Below are 15,058 nucleotides of genomic sequence, written 5' to 3'. Positions count from 1 at the left end.
CCACCGACAATCAAGGAGGTTCAGATGCTCGAAGGTGTGCTGATCGCCGAAAGCCTGCAGACCGGAGCCGAGCTGACCGGGATCCCACTGCAAATCACCAAGCTGACACGCATCGAAGTGACGAACGCCGGCGATGACCAGCCGCGACTCTGGACTCTGCTGGACTTCGCCGCCGAGGAGCCCGAGGCCCAGCACCTCGCGGATCAGCTGGCGTCCTGCCTCTCCTCAACGGGAGGTTGGTACACCGACTTCCACACCCCGTCCGACACGTTCGTGATCTTTGCCAACAAGGTCTTCAGCTATCCACGCGGGCAAGCCGAAGGCCGCCGCGAAGCTCAGGACTACGGCCGCTCCGTCGGGATCCCGGAACAGCAACTCGACTGGCGAGACTGACCCTCGGGCTCCGCGAGAGCGGAGCCCGAGCCCCCGGCGCCTGGGGAATTACGTGACCAGGTCGGTGGGGAATTACGTGACCGTCCACAACGGGCACGGTCAAGGAGCTGGGAGTGACCCTCACGGCCAGTTGCACCGCCGCGTGCACCGCCACCGTGCCCAACCCGTGGGCCGGCAGTCGGCTGCTGACACTTGGCCAGTCGGCAACCGGCAACGTCACCTTTCTCTCCACGCCAGGTGCGGGCCTGGTCAGCGACATCACGACCAAATACGACCTGCGGGTGGATCAGCCCGGAACCACCCCCATCAACATTGACGCCATCTGGAGCAATCCCCGTCAGGTGCGCTGCGACACCATGTTCGCCGGCAACACCAGCACCGGCTGTGTCATCTCCAGCGTCCGCGCTCAGCTCATTCTGCCGTTGTCCTCGTACGGCGCCGCTGCCGCTACCTACGGCTGGGCCGAAGCCAACCTCATCGACCACTGGGGATCCACAGCCAACCCGATCCAACGGCTCGCCGACGAACCCACACAGACAGCGAACCGCAGGAACACATGCGGAGCGGGAGCGACCAGGCCCTTCGTGACGCTTCCAGCCAACGTCCCCGACGACAGCTGCGACGAGTATCCCTTCGCTGCGTCCTACCAGGGAGGCACAAACGGCGCCGCGTGCGCGGACGTCGTTCCCCTGCTCCAGAACGGTGTCTGGCAGTTCTACCAGGATCCCAACGCCCCTGCGGTCACCCACAATGAACCATGCGTTCGCGGTCACGTGCCCCTGACTCAAAACTCGGCGGCCGGCGGCAAGGTGGGCAGTAACAGCCAGACGGAGCGCATCATCGATCTTGAGAAGTACGAGGTCGTAATCACAAGCTGAGTCCCTTACCCGGCTGTCCCCGGGGAAGAACCCGGGGACAGCCGGGTCCGAAGTGAACTAACAGGAGTACGGATGACCGAGTCGTCCCCGAACTGGGACTGGATGCTGCGTGGCGGCTACGGGGGCATGTGCCTCACCTTCACCCACGGCGTGACCCCCGAGGCCGTTCTCCGACGCTACGGAGCCGACCCCTCCCAAGCCAGCAGCATCGCCTTCCCGCAGGTTTACGAACTCCTCCAGCCGGGCCCGGACAGCTCCATCCTCAGGGTCGGATCCATCCGGGAATGGACCTTCTGCTGTGAGACTCTTGGCGTTCAAGGAATCATGCCTGCAGTCCTCGCAGCACTCTCCCAGGACACCCAGACAGTCGCCGTCAACCACGGAGCCAACGCGCTGCACACCCTGGAACACTGGGTGGACGGACAGCCACGCGAGCGCTTCGAACCAGGACAGGAATCCTCTCTGCAGGCTGCCGACGTCCACCCGCTCTGGGACACGGCCGAACGCCACCGGGCCGACCACCACAGCGTTCCAGCTGTCCTCGGAGCCCTTGAAGCCGTCGGTGACCGCATCGGCGGACACCTCACCGCTGACATCGTGGCAGGCCCGCTGCTCACCACAGCCCTACCGTGGACCCTTCCCCCACTTCCTTCGCCGGCGGCGCCCCTTCCCTTCGTCCATGCGGCCGAGACGAGGCCCCTGGGTTCACGCATCGGCACCTTCCGCCCACCCACGCGGTAGAGGGCCAGTTTCCGGCGGACCGGGCTATCCGTGCCGCTGGTCGTACGCGGCTTACATAACTCCGTATAGAAATCCGACGTTCATCGCAGTGTGGGCGGTTACGATACGTGACGTTCCACGTTTGTCAACGGTCACGCAATTCGTGCTCGTCCACATCAGTCATTGATGTCAGAACGTCGTGCACTTTTCGCTGGTCAAGTCACCATTGGCAGAAGGACACTGCGGCATCATCCCCGGACTTGTACCGCGGCCACCGGCGCCCAGTGGGGTCCGTGGCCTCAACCCTGCGTACGGTGTCGATCAGTTCACGGGGACCTCCGGCCCGGAGCGTGGCGAACGCTTCCGACCAGGTCGCCATCTCGTACTCGCTCACGAGCCTTGATACGCCGTCAGACATCACGGCGGCAGCGTGCACTTCTCTGAGTGATGTAGTGCCGGTCAGGGTGTGCTCTGCTGCTTCTGGGTCTGCCGCAGCCACCCAGTACCCCTCTGCCGTGTTGCGTACTTGCCGCTGCGCGAGCACGAATCGTTGCACGGCCTCCCTGTGCTCCGAGGTGTGAGTCTCGTACTGCTCAACCTCAGCTCTCATCTCGGGCAAGATGTCGTCCACCCGGAGATCAGTGATCACCGAGTAGCCCTGCGGCCCCTCAAACACGATGGGGGAGTCTGCGAGGACGAGATGGTCCAGGTCGCTGTCTCGATGCCGCAAGACCGCGACCGTGGAGGACGGCGTCCCCGGATTCTTGAGGTCGCACTCGGGATGCAGCCCTGCAACACGTTCGAGAGCATCCGCCAAACCATCTGAGAGTTGGCGGTCCGGGTCTGCGAGGGCCGCAAGAAGCTGACCGCCGAGGTGTGCGACGTACCACGGGACGCCGTGTCGGCATCCCGTGCTGAGGCCTGCCGTACTGAGTCCGTCCAGCACGACAGCGAGCGTGGTTGTTCCTGCTACCCAGTCCTCATTGGGGTTGGCTCCCCCCGGTTGTGTGTCCATGCAGACGCGCATGATCATCCCTCGTGTCGGTACAGCGGGGTGACGCGGCGGCTCTCCAGTACGTCGAGCGTCTTGGGGTCGTAGCGACAGGAAATGAGTGTCGAGAACCGGCGGGTGCGAACCTCTCGGTATAGCTCAGCGAGGTTGTTCTCCAAGTAGTGCACGACCCCGTTGGCGCCTATGGCGTGGATTCCGGCGATGTACAAGAACGTGCCACGGCCGTCCAATCGGGGGAGTCGGCCCAGGTAGCCGAAGTCGCCGGCCGTGCCGTCCTCATCCATCGGCGATCGGTACTCCTTGCTGGCCTTCTGGTCCACCAGGTGCCAGGCTCGGTCTTTCTCAAAGCGCAGGTTGTCGTCCCCTTCGAGCACCTGGGCGACGATGGGCGACAGTCGCGGTCCACAGACGACCACGTGGTTGTCGCGGTTGAGGTTGACGATTCCGGTCGTCGGGATCACCTCGTACTCAGCCTCAAGCTTCATCCCACCCAGCAGCTTGCGCAGGTGGTCGAAGTTTTTGAGGTCTTCCCTGGTCACGACCTCACTCGGGTTCTGATCAGGGCCCTTGCCTGCCTCGGGCTTGCCACCGAGCGACACCGTCACCAGGTTTGTGCCGAAGAACGCGCGCTCCGGGGGCGGGCCTGCCGACGCCAGCTGCCCTACGCGACCTCGACTCACCCCGAGTTGCGTGGCGATTTCGGTCTGCGTCATGCCGGACGCCTGCGCTTCTTCGATGGCCTCGCGGCGGATGCGGGACAGCTCAAGCACCCATCCCTGATAGGTCGCCATCAGGTCGATCGCTGCTTTGGCTCGGTCGACCGGGGCCGCGATCTCAGAGACCCGCTTCATGTCGTCGTGCACAGCTCTCCACTCCTCGTCTAGGGGGGCTAGCGAACTCTATCGCTAGAGGGGGTTGCGCGCACCCCTCTCGTTGCTTACGGTACCTATCAGGAAAGATCGCAACCCCCCCTAAGCGGCGTAGGGAGGATGCGCCACACCTGCTTGACCTGCAAGAACAGCACAACCAGGAGCCCCGCAGCGGACGGGGGGAGGGTACCGGACAGTCGTCTGCCTCGCGGCAGGCGATCCCTTGGCAGTCCGGATGGCAGACCGAAAGGTCAGGTCTCTGCCTACAACGGGGCCCTAGCGAGCTGTACCTGATCCGGCAGCCGCGTCCCCGAAAGAGACCACTCATCCACCGCAGTTCTCTGCGGCCGGTTGCCTCCGCTGCTCGTCTCGCACGAGCGGCGCTGAGGGGAGCCGGAAACCCGACTTCAACGGCGCGCGGCCCCGGTGCTCGAACACCGGGGCCGCTGTTCGGGCCGTTCACCTGTGGAAGGACACACGACCCAATGGACCACATCGTCACTGTTCAAGAGGTTGTTACCGCGTTCGCCGAGTTCATGGAGCCGACGGACGCCGAGCTGGACGCGATCGAGTTGGAGATGCCCGCGATCCTGGCGGACGTCGACCTGTTGGACGCGCAGATCATCACGATGGACCGGACCCCCACCGAGCTGGACGTTCGGCGTATCCGCCGGGCCCGCCGCCGTCTGCTGACCGCGCTGGCGGGCCAGGCCGCGACCGTGCACCGGGGCGGTGCGGCGTGAACGGACAGAACGCCGTGCGGGAGTTCACCGCGCAGATGTCCGTCCGTGACGGCCGTTGGCGCCTGTACGTGGCCTTGCTGAACACCACCGAGCGGTGGCCCGACTACCGGTTCGGGCGGACGGTTCCGACGTTCACGGACCGTACGGACGCGCTCAGCGTGCTCGGTTTCGAGCCGGTACCGGGTGCCGAGTGGGAGTGGAGCGAGGACAGCGAGGCCCCCGACGACTCCGCCTCTCCGGTGGTCCTGATCGCGGCGATCCGGGTGTGTTCATGGTTGGGGGTGAGTGTATGAACGCCGCTCACATCCGTTCAGCGGAGCGGGCGTTGTCGGCCGGCACGTGGCTGATCGTGGCGGGCGCGATGCTCTACTCGATCCTCACCGTCACCCCGCTCGCCTCCGCCCACACCCCCGCCCAGTGGGCCTGGACCGCGCCCATCCTGCCCCTGGTGGTGGATGCGGCCGTGGTCATCGTGGTCCGCCTGGACGCGGTGCTGGCCCGGCTGGGGGGCAACGGCGGGCGGTGGCCCGTCGCGCTGCGGTGGATGACCGGCTGCATGACCCTCGCCCTCAACGTCGCCGACTCCGCGCTCAAGAACGACCTGGTGGGCGTGGCCGTGCACGCGGTCGCCCCGCTGCTGCTGATCGTCACGGCGGAGACCGGACTCGCCTACCGGCGCGCGATCACAGCCGCCGTGCTGGCGCTGGAAGCCAAGCAGCAAGCGGAGCGGGAAGCCCGTGAACGGGCTGCGATCGAGCGACGTGACGAGGCTGCGCGGCGGGCTCGTGAGGAACGCGAGCACGCGGCGGAACTCGCTCGTGAACAGCGTGAGCATGAGGCCCGCATGGCTCGTGAACAGGCCGAGCGGGAGGCCGCCGCGCGGCGTGAGGAACGCGAGCGGGAAGAGGCCCGTGAGCGTGCCGAGTGCGAGCAGCGTGAACGCGCCGACCGTGAGCGTGAACAGCGTGAGCGGGAGCGTGAACGCCATGAACGTGAAGCCGCCGAACGCGCGGAACGCGAGCAGCGCGAGCGCGCTGAGCGGGAGCGTCGTGAACAGAGCGAGCGGGAGGAGCGGGCCGCGCGTGAACGCGCCGCGCTGCTGTCCGCCGGCCCTGCCACGGAGAAGCTCTCCGAGGACGACGCCCGCGCGATCGTGGCCGCCGCTCACGCGGAGGGCATGTCGGTGCGCACGGCTGCAGAGTTGTGCGGCTGGTCGGTGGGCTGGGTCTCGACCCGCTACGCCGAACTACGCGGCCCCCTCAACGGCGTACCGGTCGACCTCACCGGCACGGGCCGCTGATGACCACCGCGCACGCGAGCGCGTCGCTTCCTGTGTACCGGTGGCGTCTCGCCCTCTCCCGCCTCGCTCGGCGTGTGCGTGCCGTGCGCCGGCTCCAACTGACGTGAGGGAGAGCCTTGATGGCACATCGTGACCCGCCGGGGATCATCGCCCCGCACATTCCCGCCGACGTCTACCGCCGTGCCGAAGCCACCGGGCAGCCGGTCGTCGTCATCGTCCACGCCGGGCGTCCTCTGGGCCACTACCTGTTCCCGATCGTCATCGCCGGAGCCGCCGCCATGGGCTGCTGGGGACTGGTCGCCGCCCTGTGCGCGCTGCTCGACACCGCCGCCCACGCGGTCACCGTCATCGCCCAGACCACCGGACCCATCGGCGTCGGTGGCGTCACGCTCAAGCTGGTCCGCCCCAAGCACTGAACGGCTTCCGCCTGAACCTGAAACGGGCGGAAGCCGCAGGCGGCCCGCACAGCCCCCGACCCCCCGCGTGTGTGGGTGCACATCCCCCGGGCCGTGAACGGCCGTTGAGGACCCCGCGAGGGGGTTGCACAGCCCCATTTTCCGCCGCTCTACGCGCGCGTGCGCGTAGGGCCCCCACCCCTCCCCACCGCTCAACTCTGCAACATCGCAGGTCAGATGTGGTTGCAGGGGCTGCAACCGGTGCTGTCGACGCAACCGACAGCACCACTCCCCTGCAACCCGGCGGGCCGGTGACGCCACGCGACGGCGCACCGGCCCTCATCCACGGTCTTGGAGGACCCTTTCGTGGACTGGAAGCAAGCATGGTCGACCACCACCAACACCACCACCACGGCACTCGATTCACTCGCACTGGTGTGCGCTCCGTTCGCGGCCCGCTGGGACCTTGAAGCGGAGCGGCGCACCAAGCTGCGCACCCCCGAGCACCTGAAGGCGCTGATGGCCGCGCAGAAGGAACACAACGCCGCGCGCTCCACACACGCCACCGCCAAGTCGCAGCAACACGCCGCCCGCGCCGCGTCCAACAACCCGTTCACGGCCGGCCGCCGCGCCGCCCGCGTCGCGGCCAAAGCAGCCCTGAGCCACGAGCGCGACACCCGCGCCAAACTCAAGACCGCGCGGGTGAACTACCCGACCACCCTCAAGGCCCGCGCCATCCAAACGCATTCGATGCACGCCGTGCCTAGCTCGATCGCGTCCGCGCTCCTGTCCACCGCGCACCTCACCCTCTGGCCGGCCACCACATCGGCCGTGCTGATCGGGGCGAACGTCGCCGCTATCGCGCTCGGTCGGCGCAAGCTGCGGGTGCCGGTGGACGAGTCGGTCTCGGTGGAAGAGCGTCAGCTCATGGAACGCCTCGACCCGTCGTACTGGGTCGAGCACGCCCCGGATCGTGGTCTGTCGGGCACGGTCACCACGCCTCCCGCGATGGAGCCGGGCGGCATCCGGTGTGAGATCCGGCTGGACGGGACGTGGACGGTCAAGACGCTCGCGGACAAGGCCGACTCCATCCGTGCGCTGCTCGGTGCCCGCACCGCGCTGCGCATACGGATCACCTCCGCCTCCCGGGGCGGCTGGGCCGTTCTGAGTCTGGCGACCCGTTCGGCAGCCGCGGGCGTCCCCTCGCTGTGGACTGCGGACCGTATCCCGTCCGACCCGCTCGCCATGAGCCTCGGTCTGGACACCGAGACCGGGGATGAGGTCCTGATCCCGTTCGACGAGCGGCTGTTGGTGTCCGGCGCGTCCGGCACCGGCAAGTCCTGGTCGTTCCGCCCGCTCATGGCGACTGCCCACCTGCGTGGGGATCTGCTCCTGATCGACGGCAAGGGCGAAGAGGCCAACATCTGGGAACCGGTCTGCCGCGTCGCGGTGGAACGCGACGACATCACCGACGCGGTCGATGAGGCGCACGCGGAGATGACCCGCCGCAAGACCGACATGAAGACGCGTGGCATCAGCGTGTGGGACGGCCGGCAGCTCACCGTCGTCGTCGACGAGGGACAGGTGATCCTCGCCTTGATCACCAAGGACAAGGACCGGCTGCCACGCCTGATCGAACTGTCGTCTCTGGGTCGCTCGCGCGGGGTCGTCCTGTGGTGGGCCACGCAGTACCCGCTGACCGACGGCGGGGCGCCGGGCGTGCACAAGCTGATCGCGCCGAACCTCCTCACCCGGTTCTCGCTGCGGGTGGCCGGCACGACACAGGCACAGGTCGCCCTCGACGACTGCGCGCACTACGCACCGCACCAGATCCCCGACGGCCGCGAGTACCGGGGCCACGGCTACCTCAAGGGCTACGGACCGCGCATGCTGCGCACCTGGACCCTCGACGACGCGGGCGTACGCGCCCTGCCCACATCGATCTGGGCTCCTGCGCAGACGTCGGGCGGCTCGTCGCCCCGCCCGCCGTTGCACCTGGTCAAGAACACGCCCGCAGCGTCCGGGGCGGCGACCAACCGGGACAAGGTGCTCGCCGCCGTGCAGTCCGGGGCCCGCACCGCCAAGGACGTGGCCGACACGACCGGTCTCAACAAGGGCACCGTCTCCCGCGAGATCAAGACCCTCACCGCAAGCGGAGCCCTGCACCGCACCCCCGACGGCAGGCTCCTGCCCGGCCGGCAAGCGGCCTGAGCACTCCCGCGAACGTCAAGGGCGGCCCCGTCTCGCCAAAGCCGGGCCGCCCTTGTCTCCAGTCCTCAACAGACCTGCGGAGGTCTCCAGCATGACCCAACCGACCCTCCTTCGGGGAGAGCACCTGCAAACCGCTCTCGACCTGGCCGCCTCCGGCCTGCCCCGCTGCCCCTACGCGCCGGGAAGGTGCCGTTCGGCAACTGCCGCCGCTGCGCCAACAACGCCTGTGGCGGCCGACCCAACATGAAGACCCCGGGCCCGTGCGCCTGCCCTGGCGTCTGCCACGCGTGGGCCGCCGCGACCACCGACCCACACGTCATCACCTCCGGCCCCTGGCGCCGCGCCTGGCTGCGAGCCGAAGCGGTCGCCTACCACCCGGGTGGGGCGGGGCTGACGGCCGTGGACCTGGACAACGCCGACGCGATCGCGTGGGCCCGCGAGAACCTGCCGCCCACACACGTCGTGCCCACCACCCGGGGCGAACACTGGCTCTACCTCGGTGCGATGCAGTCCGCCAACGCCGTACGCCCCGGCGTGGACATCAAGTCGACCATGGCCTACGCCCGCTGGCTCGGATTCGGCACCGGCACCATGACCGCCCTGCCGGACGCCGTACGCGCGCTCATCGTGAAGAAGCCCACCGCAGTCCGACCGACGGCCGTCACCGTGCCCGCCCTTGCCGGGGGCGGGGAGTGCCCGCACCGCACACCGACCTACTTGAACCGTGGCATCGCCATGGCCGAACAACACATCACCAACGCCCGTGAAGCGGTGCACGCCACCGTCTACCGGACGTTCCTCGCCGTGCTGTCCACGCACGGGCGGTGCGGCTGCCTCACCGAGGTGTACGTCGCCCGGTTGTTCACCGCCGCGCAGGCCAAGGGCGAATCGCTCCGGCACTGCACGGACGCGTGGACCAACGCCCGCACCACGTTGGGACTGTGACCATGTCCGAGGACGAGAAGACCCCCGCCCGCGAGGTCATCACCGACTACGCGCAATCCCACTTCCGGTACTTCCGTACACCGGACGGGACCGTGTACGCGCAGAAGAACGGCCAGCCCATCGCCCGCCCGATCCGCTCGCAGGGCACCACGGGAAGCCACCGGCAGGAACTCATGGTCGGCCTCTACCGTGACGGACGCGGCGCGTTCAACGGCAGCGCGCTGAAAGAGGCGTTGGACCTGATCGAAGCGCTCGCGCTGACCGAGGACGTGCAGCCTGTGCACATCCGCGTCGCCCCCGGATTCGACGGGGCGACCTGGCTGGACCTGGGCCGCGACGACGGGCAGTCCGTGCGTATCCACCCCACCGGGTGGGACATCCTCACTCCCGACCCGCGTGAGGTGTGCTGGCGACGGACCCAGCTCACCGGGGAACTCCCCCTGCCCGTCAAGGACACGAACGGCAAGGGCATCGACCTGTTGATGCGGCTGTGCAACTTCGCCAACGCGGAAACAGAGTGCCTGGCCATCGCTTGGCTGATCGGCTGCCTCGGACCGTCCGTCCCGGTGCCCGCGCCGTTTCTCACTGGCCCTCAGGGTGCCGGGAAGTCGACTGGCGGGCGGATGCTGGTGCGGATCATCGAGGGCATGAGCGGTGACCTGCGCCGGGCTCCGAAGGATGAAGAGAACCTGATCGCGGCCGTGGCGGCGGGATGGGTCACCGCCTTGGACAACCTCTCGCACATGACGCCGGACCTGTCGGACGCGATGTGCTGCATCGTCACCGGGGCAGAGAGCGTCAAGCGTGCCCTGTTCACCGATGGGGACGTGTTCCGTGTCGGCTACCGCCGGCCGCTGCTGCTGACCGGGATCGACGTCGGCGTCATCCGGCCCGACCTCGCCGAACGGCTCCTACCTCTGCGCCTGGAGCGGCCTAGCATCCGGCGCACCGAGGCGGAACTGTGGACGGACTACGCGGAGGTTCTGCCCATCGTCCTCGGGTCGCTGCTCGTCCTCGGGTCGCTGCTCGACCTCGCGGTCAAGGTCCGGGCGGTGGACGCGGAGACCCCCACCGACCTGCGGATGGCGGACTTCGCCCACCTGTGCGCGCAGTTCGACGCGGCGACCGGCCTGTGGGCGCTTCCCGCGTACCGGGCCAGTCTGGACGACCTGAACGACGACGTGATCGAGGGCGACCTGCTGGCGCAGACCGTGCTCAAGTACGCCGAGACCATCGGGCCGGGCACGGCGCAGCGGATGACGTCCACGGAATGGCTGTCTTGCCTCAGCCGCCTCTACAGCGGCGACGACGGCCGTCCCCTGCCCAAGGGATGGCCGACCACGGGCAAAGTCCTCTCCGACCGCCTCAAGCGCCTCCAACCCACCCTGGCCGCCCGGGGTGTCCTCATCGACTCGGGGCGCACCAGCACGGGCCGATACCTCGAAATGACCCGCCCCACCGCCCCGTCCCCACATGAGCAGCGGATGCTCTGACGCGCACGCTCACCCGGACAAGCAAGAAGAGCACCACATCGCGAGGCGTGCTCCTCTTGCTGTTCGGCGGAACGCCGCCCCAAGGACGCGCCGCGAAGCGGCTCCTTCTTCACGCGCTGAGCAGCACCGCACTACGACAGACCCCCCTCTCCTTGTCCTAAGAGGGAAGACGCTGCGTCATCTGCGTCATGCACGCCGGAAAACGGCACCTGACCTGTGACTACGGCCATGACGCAGACGGCCTTGCCTGCGTCATCCTGCGTCATCTGCGTCATGGGCTACGTCGCGGATGACGCAGCCCATGACGCACCAATGACGCACCTCGACACCGCCGCGTCACCCAAAGTCGCAGGCCAAGCGCCTGAATGACGCTGCTGACGCAATGACGCAGAAATCCACACCTCGGACAGACGTGAACTCCCGCCCCCCTCAAGCCAGTACGACGTGACTCAACTTCCGAGGACCAAATGAGCCGAACGTCCGCTCAACCCGATCTCCGCGCCACGCTCCGGGGCGGCCTCCCGGACCGGTACCTCACGCCCGACGACATCGCCGAGATGTTCGAGGTGCCCAAAGAGACCGTCTACCAGTGGCGCAAGAAGAACACCGGGCCGCCCAGCTTCCGCATCGGCAAGTACGTCCGCTACGACCCCGCCGACGTTCGCGCCTACGTCACTCAACGCAAGACCGACGACCGCACCGCCGCCTGACATAGCCCCAATCGCACAGCTCAGGACCCCAGGGAGGGCCCCGTGGCCCTCCCTTCTCATGTCCAGAAGGGACCGCCATCACATGGCAGGCCACATCCAAGATCGCTGGTACAAGACCGAAACCGATGCCCACGGTAAGACCGTCCGACTCAAGTCCGATCGCCACGGAACCGGCCTGCGCTACCGAGCCCGCTACGTCGGCCCCGACGGCGCCGAGAAGTCCAAGAGCTTCCCCGATGGACAGAAGCGCGTCGCCGAGAAGTGGCTGTCTCAGATCGAGGCGGACCTGACGCGCGGTCAGTACATCGACCCGCGCGCCGGGCGCCTGACGGTCCGGCAGCACGCGGAACGGTGGCTAGCGTCGCTGACCATCGACCCCGGCACCTTCGTGAGCACAGAGCAGCGCGTGCGCCTGCACGTAGTGCCGCACTTGGGCAGTCGGTCGCTGGACTCGCTGAAGCCGATTCACGTTCGTGAGTGGCTGCGGAAGCTTCAGGATGGCGGGGTGGCGCCCGCCTATCAGCGGGTCATCTTCGCCAACCTCAATGCGATGTTGGGGGCAGCCGTTGACGACCGCTTGATCTCGCACAACCCTTGCCGTTCGTCGTCGGTGAAGGCGCCCAAGTTGGAACCCCGCCGGATCGTGCCGTGGAGGCCTGAGCGCGTGCTGGCCATGCGTTCGGCACTGCCGGAGCGGTACCGGGGGATGGTGGACCTGGCCGGCGGGTGCGGCATGCGGCAGGGCGAAGTGCTCGGTCTGGCCGTTGACGACGTGGACTTCGTGGAAGGTGTCGTGCACGTCGTGCGACAGGTCAAGCTCATTGCCGGTAAGCAGGTGTTCGCTCTGCCCAAGGGCGGCAAGACGCGCACTGTCCCTCTGCCTGAGAGCGTCGCGCGGTCGCTTGAGGACCACATAGCGAAGCAGCCGCCCACGGCAGTAACACTGCCGTGGCGGTCGGTCGACGGCCCACCGGTGACCGCCTCCCTGCTCTTCACCAACGTTGGAGAGCGCGCGGTGAACCGCGTCGTGTTCAACCGCCTGGCGTGGCGCCCCGCCCTCGACACCGTGGGCGTGCCGCGCGGCAGGGCGAACGGCATGCACGCGCTGAGGCACTTCTACGCGTCCGTTCTGCTGGACGCGGGGGAGAACATCAAGGCTCTGTCCGAGTACCTGGGACACCACGACCCGGGCTTCACGCTGCGGACGTACACGCACCTGATGCCGAGCAGCGAGAAGCGGACGCGTGAAGCGGTGAACGGCGTGTTCGAGGACGGCCCGAAGGTGGATGACGGCCCCACCACGGCCCAGGGGTCTTAGGGGAGGGGGAAAGGACCAGGTCAAGCCGCAAGTCAGGTCAGTAGCGCATGTTGAGATACCCCAGGAACTCGTCGTGCAGGATGCCGTTCGACGCCGCCGCGTTGCCGCTGTGCGGGCCCGGGCGGCCGTCGAGGCCCGTGAAGGTGCCGCCGGCCTCGGTGACGATGATCGCGTTGGCGGCCATGTCCCACAGGGAGAGTTCCGGCTCGGCGCAGATGTCCACCGAGCCCTCGGCGACCATCATGTAGGGCCAGAAGTCGCCGTACGCGCGCGTGCGCCACACCTCGCGGGTCAGGTCCAGGAAGCCGCCGAGCCGGCCCTGGTCCTCCCAGCCGGTGAGCGAGGAGTACGCGAAGGAGGCGTCCGCCAGCTTCGAGACCTGGGAGACGCGCAGCCGGGACGCGGAGGACAGGCTGCGGCCGGTGTAGGCGCCGTGGCCCTTCGCGGCCCACCAGCGGCGACCCAGCGCGGGCGCGGAGACCAGGCCGACGACGGGCTGGTAGCCGCCCTCCGCCGCCTCCGTCAGGGAGATCAGCGTGGCCCAGACGGGAACGCCGCGCACGTAGTTCTTGGTGCCGTCGATCGGGTCGATCACCCAGCGGCGGGGGCCGGTGCCCTCGACGCCGTACTCCTCGCCGATGACCGCGTCGCGCGGGCGGGCGCGCTGCAGATGGCCGCGGATGAGTTCCTCGGCCGCCTTGTCCGCCTCGCTGACCGGAGTCATGTCCGGCTTGGTCTCGACCTTGAGATCGAGCGCCTTGAACCGGGCGGTCGTCGCGGCGTCTGCGGCGTCCGCGAGGACGTGGGCGAGGCGCAGGTCATCGTGATAGTCGGCCATGCGTGAACCGTATCTTCAGGGGTCGGGGCGGGGCTACAGGGTCCGGTGGGCGAAACGGGAGGTGGGAGCCTCCCGGAGAGCGCCACGGCCGGCCTCGACCCGCGGCCACCGGCCCAACTCCCGCGCGCAATGGCCGAAGTGCGCCCCCCGGCGCCGTCGTGAACCCTTGACAGTGCTCCCGTGCGCGTCAAATCTGGGCGCAGAGCCGCTCGTCCCCGGGAGGCGAATGATGCCTGCAGCGCGGGAATCCCTGCTGGACGCCGCCTATACGGCGCTGGCACGCAGGTCGTGGTCCACCGTACGGATGGTGGACGTGGCCGCCGCGGCCGGAGTGTCCCGGCAGACGCTGTACAACGAGTTCGGCAGCAAGGAGGGGCTCGCGCGGGCGCTGGTCAGAAGGGAGGCCGACGGCTATCTCGGCGGCGTCGACCGGGCCCTCGGCGCGCATGCCGACGCCCGTGAGCGGCTGACCGCGACCGCCGAGTGGACGACGTCGGCGGCCCGGGAGAACGCGTTGGTGCGGGCCATGCTCACCGGCTGCTGGAGCGAACGGCTGCCCTCGCCGACCCTGTCCGCGGTGCCGTCCTCCTCCGCCGTACCGGCACAGCGCCGGGCCGACGGACCGCTGCCCTCGCCCGGAGACTTCGTGGCGGTCGTCCGCGACCGTGCCGTGGCCGCGCTCGCCGGCCCCGGAGCGCCTCGGCCGGACACCGCCGACCTGGCCCGCTCCTGCGAACTCGTCGTACGCCTCGCCCTGTCCTGTGTGGCGGCGCCACCGGGAGAGGGCGGTGTCGGCGAACTCGTACGGAGTGCGCTGACCCCGGCCCACCGGGCCCCGATCACCTAGGAAGTCAGTGGGCGGAACCGGACAGCTGGAGTCCGATCACCCCGACGATGACGAAGCTGATCGACACGAGCTTCAGCGTCGACACCAGGTCGCCCAGGAAGGCCATGCCGTAGATCGCGGTGCCGGCCGCGCCGATGCCGGTCCACACGGCGTAGGCGGGGCCCACGTCGAGCTTCTTCAGGGAGAGGGTGAGCAGGCCGAAGCTGCCCAGCGCGAAGGAGCAGAAGGCGACCGTCGGCCACAGGCGCGTGAAGCCGTGGGACAGCTTCAGGCATACCGCGAACCCGGTCTCCAGGATTCCGGCCACGACAACCAGCAGCCACGCCATGTGCTGTCCTCCCGTTTGTCCGGCTCGGTGCGATTATGCACTTACCGAACTTGAGTCC

At 68.3% G+C, this 15,058-nt stretch carries 16 protein-coding genes and 1 pseudogene; 13 read left to right on the top strand and 4 right to left on the bottom strand.

The genetic code is table 11. The features are described from left to right. The first annotated feature begins 24 nt into the window (after positions 1-24). The 3 genes from OH768_RS18180 to OH768_RS18170 all read left to right on the top strand — a co-directional run bounded on the left by OH768_RS18180 (position 25) and on the right by OH768_RS18170 (position 2,012). Complete coding sequence (locus OH768_RS18180) at positions 25-393, top strand: hypothetical protein (RefSeq protein WP_406454873.1); 369 nt, start codon at positions 25-27, stop codon at positions 391-393. A gap of 113 nt (positions 394-506) precedes the next feature. After that, positions 507-1,271, top strand: a complete 765-nt coding sequence (locus tag OH768_RS18175) for a hypothetical protein (protein WP_406454871.1) — start codon at positions 507-509, stop codon at positions 1,269-1,271. Positions 1,272-1,343: 72 nt separating this feature from the next. After that, positions 1,344-2,012 carry a DUF6461 domain-containing protein gene (locus OH768_RS18170; protein WP_406454869.1) on the top strand — a complete coding sequence of 223 codons (669 nt, stop codon included), beginning with the start codon at positions 1,344-1,346 and terminating at the stop codon, positions 2,010-2,012. A gap of 199 nt (positions 2,013-2,211) precedes the next feature. On the opposite strand, the gene OH768_RS18165 is transcribed toward OH768_RS18170, so the two are convergent. After that, positions 2,212-2,937: a hypothetical protein gene (locus tag OH768_RS18165; RefSeq protein WP_329349478.1), complete on the bottom strand. Its 726-nt coding sequence runs from the start codon at positions 2,935-2,937 to the stop codon at positions 2,212-2,214. 83 nt (positions 2,938-3,020) lie between these two features. Beyond that, entirely contained in the window at positions 3,021-3,866 is an 846-nt protein-coding gene (locus OH768_RS18160; RefSeq protein WP_406454867.1) for a sigma-70 family RNA polymerase sigma factor, read from the bottom strand. 491 nt (positions 3,867-4,357) lie between these two features. Between OH768_RS18160 and OH768_RS18155 the strand changes: the two genes are divergently transcribed. From OH768_RS18155 to OH768_RS18115, 9 genes and pseudogenes are all read left to right on the top strand, one after another. Continuing rightward, positions 4,358-4,615, top strand: a complete 258-nt coding sequence (locus tag OH768_RS18155; protein ID WP_406454865.1) for a DUF6284 family protein — start codon at positions 4,358-4,360, stop codon at positions 4,613-4,615. Further along, positions 4,612-4,908, top strand: a complete 297-nt coding sequence (locus OH768_RS18150; protein ID WP_406454863.1) for a DUF6303 family protein — start codon at positions 4,612-4,614, stop codon at positions 4,906-4,908. The genes OH768_RS18155 and OH768_RS18150 overlap by 4 nt, the downstream gene beginning before the upstream one ends. Further along, a complete protein-coding gene (locus OH768_RS18145; RefSeq protein ID WP_406454861.1) occupies positions 4,905-5,915 on the top strand; it encodes a DUF2637 domain-containing protein in 1,011 nt (336 codons plus the stop codon). Before OH768_RS18150 ends, OH768_RS18145 begins: the two co-directional genes overlap by 4 nt. Before the next feature lie 119 nt (positions 5,916-6,034). Further along, the gene (locus OH768_RS18140; RefSeq protein ID WP_406454859.1) at positions 6,035-6,331 is read left to right on the top strand and encodes a hypothetical protein; all 297 of its coding nucleotides are present in this window, start codon (positions 6,035-6,037) and stop codon (positions 6,329-6,331) included. 345 nt (positions 6,332-6,676) lie between these two features. Beyond that, positions 6,677-8,521 (top strand): ATP-binding protein, encoded by a 1,845-nt coding sequence (locus tag OH768_RS18135; RefSeq protein WP_406454857.1) that lies wholly within the window; start codon positions 6,677-6,679, stop codon positions 8,519-8,521. A gap of 91 nt (positions 8,522-8,612) precedes the next feature. Continuing rightward, positions 8,613-9,466 (top strand): annotated as a pseudogene (locus OH768_RS18130) (DNA primase). Positions 9,467-9,468: 2 nt separating this feature from the next. Further along, entirely contained in the window at positions 9,469-10,959 is a 1,491-nt protein-coding gene (locus OH768_RS18125; RefSeq protein ID WP_406454855.1) for an ATP-binding protein, read from the top strand. 467 nt (positions 10,960-11,426) lie between these two features. After that, a complete protein-coding gene (locus OH768_RS18120; protein WP_317773352.1) occupies positions 11,427-11,669 on the top strand; it encodes a helix-turn-helix domain-containing protein in 243 nt (80 codons plus the stop codon). A gap of 82 nt (positions 11,670-11,751) precedes the next feature. After that, complete coding sequence (locus OH768_RS18115; RefSeq protein WP_406454853.1) at positions 11,752-12,987, top strand: tyrosine-type recombinase/integrase; 1,236 nt, start codon at positions 11,752-11,754, stop codon at positions 12,985-12,987. Between the two features lie 37 nt (positions 12,988-13,024). On the opposite strand, the gene hisN is transcribed toward OH768_RS18115, so the two are convergent. Further along, positions 13,025-13,825 carry a histidinol-phosphatase gene (gene hisN, locus OH768_RS18110; RefSeq protein WP_317884661.1) on the bottom strand — a complete coding sequence of 267 codons (801 nt, stop codon included), beginning with the start codon at positions 13,823-13,825 and terminating at the stop codon, positions 13,025-13,027. Between the two features lie 226 nt (positions 13,826-14,051). Between hisN and OH768_RS18105 the strand changes: the two genes are divergently transcribed. Beyond that, the gene (locus tag OH768_RS18105) at positions 14,052-14,672 is read left to right on the top strand and encodes a TetR/AcrR family transcriptional regulator (protein ID WP_406454851.1); all 621 of its coding nucleotides are present in this window, start codon (positions 14,052-14,054) and stop codon (positions 14,670-14,672) included. 4 nt (positions 14,673-14,676) lie between these two features. On the opposite strand, the gene OH768_RS18100 is transcribed toward OH768_RS18105, so the two are convergent. After that, positions 14,677-15,000 (bottom strand): multidrug efflux SMR transporter, encoded by a 324-nt coding sequence (locus OH768_RS18100; RefSeq protein ID WP_043674501.1) that lies wholly within the window; start codon positions 14,998-15,000, stop codon positions 14,677-14,679. Positions 15,001-15,058 lie beyond the last annotated feature (58 nt).

The sequence above is a fragment of the Streptomyces sp. NBC_01622 genome, from assembly GCF_045209635.1.
In the GTDB taxonomy this organism is placed as follows: Bacteria; Actinomycetota; Actinomycetes; order Streptomycetales; family Streptomycetaceae; genus Streptomyces.
This window is presented reverse-complemented; position numbering and strand designations above follow the sequence as displayed.

What these genes read in the sequence shown, in the direction of transcription:
- OH768_RS18115 (WP_406454853.1), top strand. Translation starts at nt 11,752, where the DNA reads ATGGCAGGCCACATCCAAGATCGCTGGTACAAGACCGAAACCGATGCC.
- OH768_RS18140 (WP_406454859.1), top strand. Translation starts at nt 6,035, where the DNA reads ATGGCACATCGTGACCCGCCGGGGATCATCGCCCCGCACATTCCCGCC.
- OH768_RS18155 (WP_406454865.1), top strand. Translation starts at nt 4,358, where the DNA reads ATGGACCACATCGTCACTGTTCAAGAGGTTGTTACCGCGTTCGCCGAG.
- OH768_RS18100 (WP_043674501.1), bottom strand. Translation starts at nt 15,000, where the DNA reads ATGGCGTGGCTGCTGGTTGTCGTGGCCGGAATCCTGGAGACCGGGTTC.
- OH768_RS18145 (WP_406454861.1), top strand. Translation starts at nt 4,905, where the DNA reads ATGAACGCCGCTCACATCCGTTCAGCGGAGCGGGCGTTGTCGGCCGGC.
- OH768_RS18120 (WP_317773352.1), top strand. Translation starts at nt 11,427, where the DNA reads ATGAGCCGAACGTCCGCTCAACCCGATCTCCGCGCCACGCTCCGGGGC.
- OH768_RS18105 (WP_406454851.1), top strand. Translation starts at nt 14,052, where the DNA reads ATGATGCCTGCAGCGCGGGAATCCCTGCTGGACGCCGCCTATACGGCG.
- hisN (WP_317884661.1), bottom strand. Translation starts at nt 13,825, where the DNA reads ATGGCCGACTATCACGATGACCTGCGCCTCGCCCACGTCCTCGCGGAC.
- OH768_RS18170 (WP_406454869.1), top strand. Translation starts at nt 1,344, where the DNA reads ATGACCGAGTCGTCCCCGAACTGGGACTGGATGCTGCGTGGCGGCTAC.
- OH768_RS18125 (WP_406454855.1), top strand. Translation starts at nt 9,469, where the DNA reads ATGTCCGAGGACGAGAAGACCCCCGCCCGCGAGGTCATCACCGACTAC.
- OH768_RS18180 (WP_406454873.1), top strand. Translation starts at nt 25, where the DNA reads ATGCTCGAAGGTGTGCTGATCGCCGAAAGCCTGCAGACCGGAGCCGAG.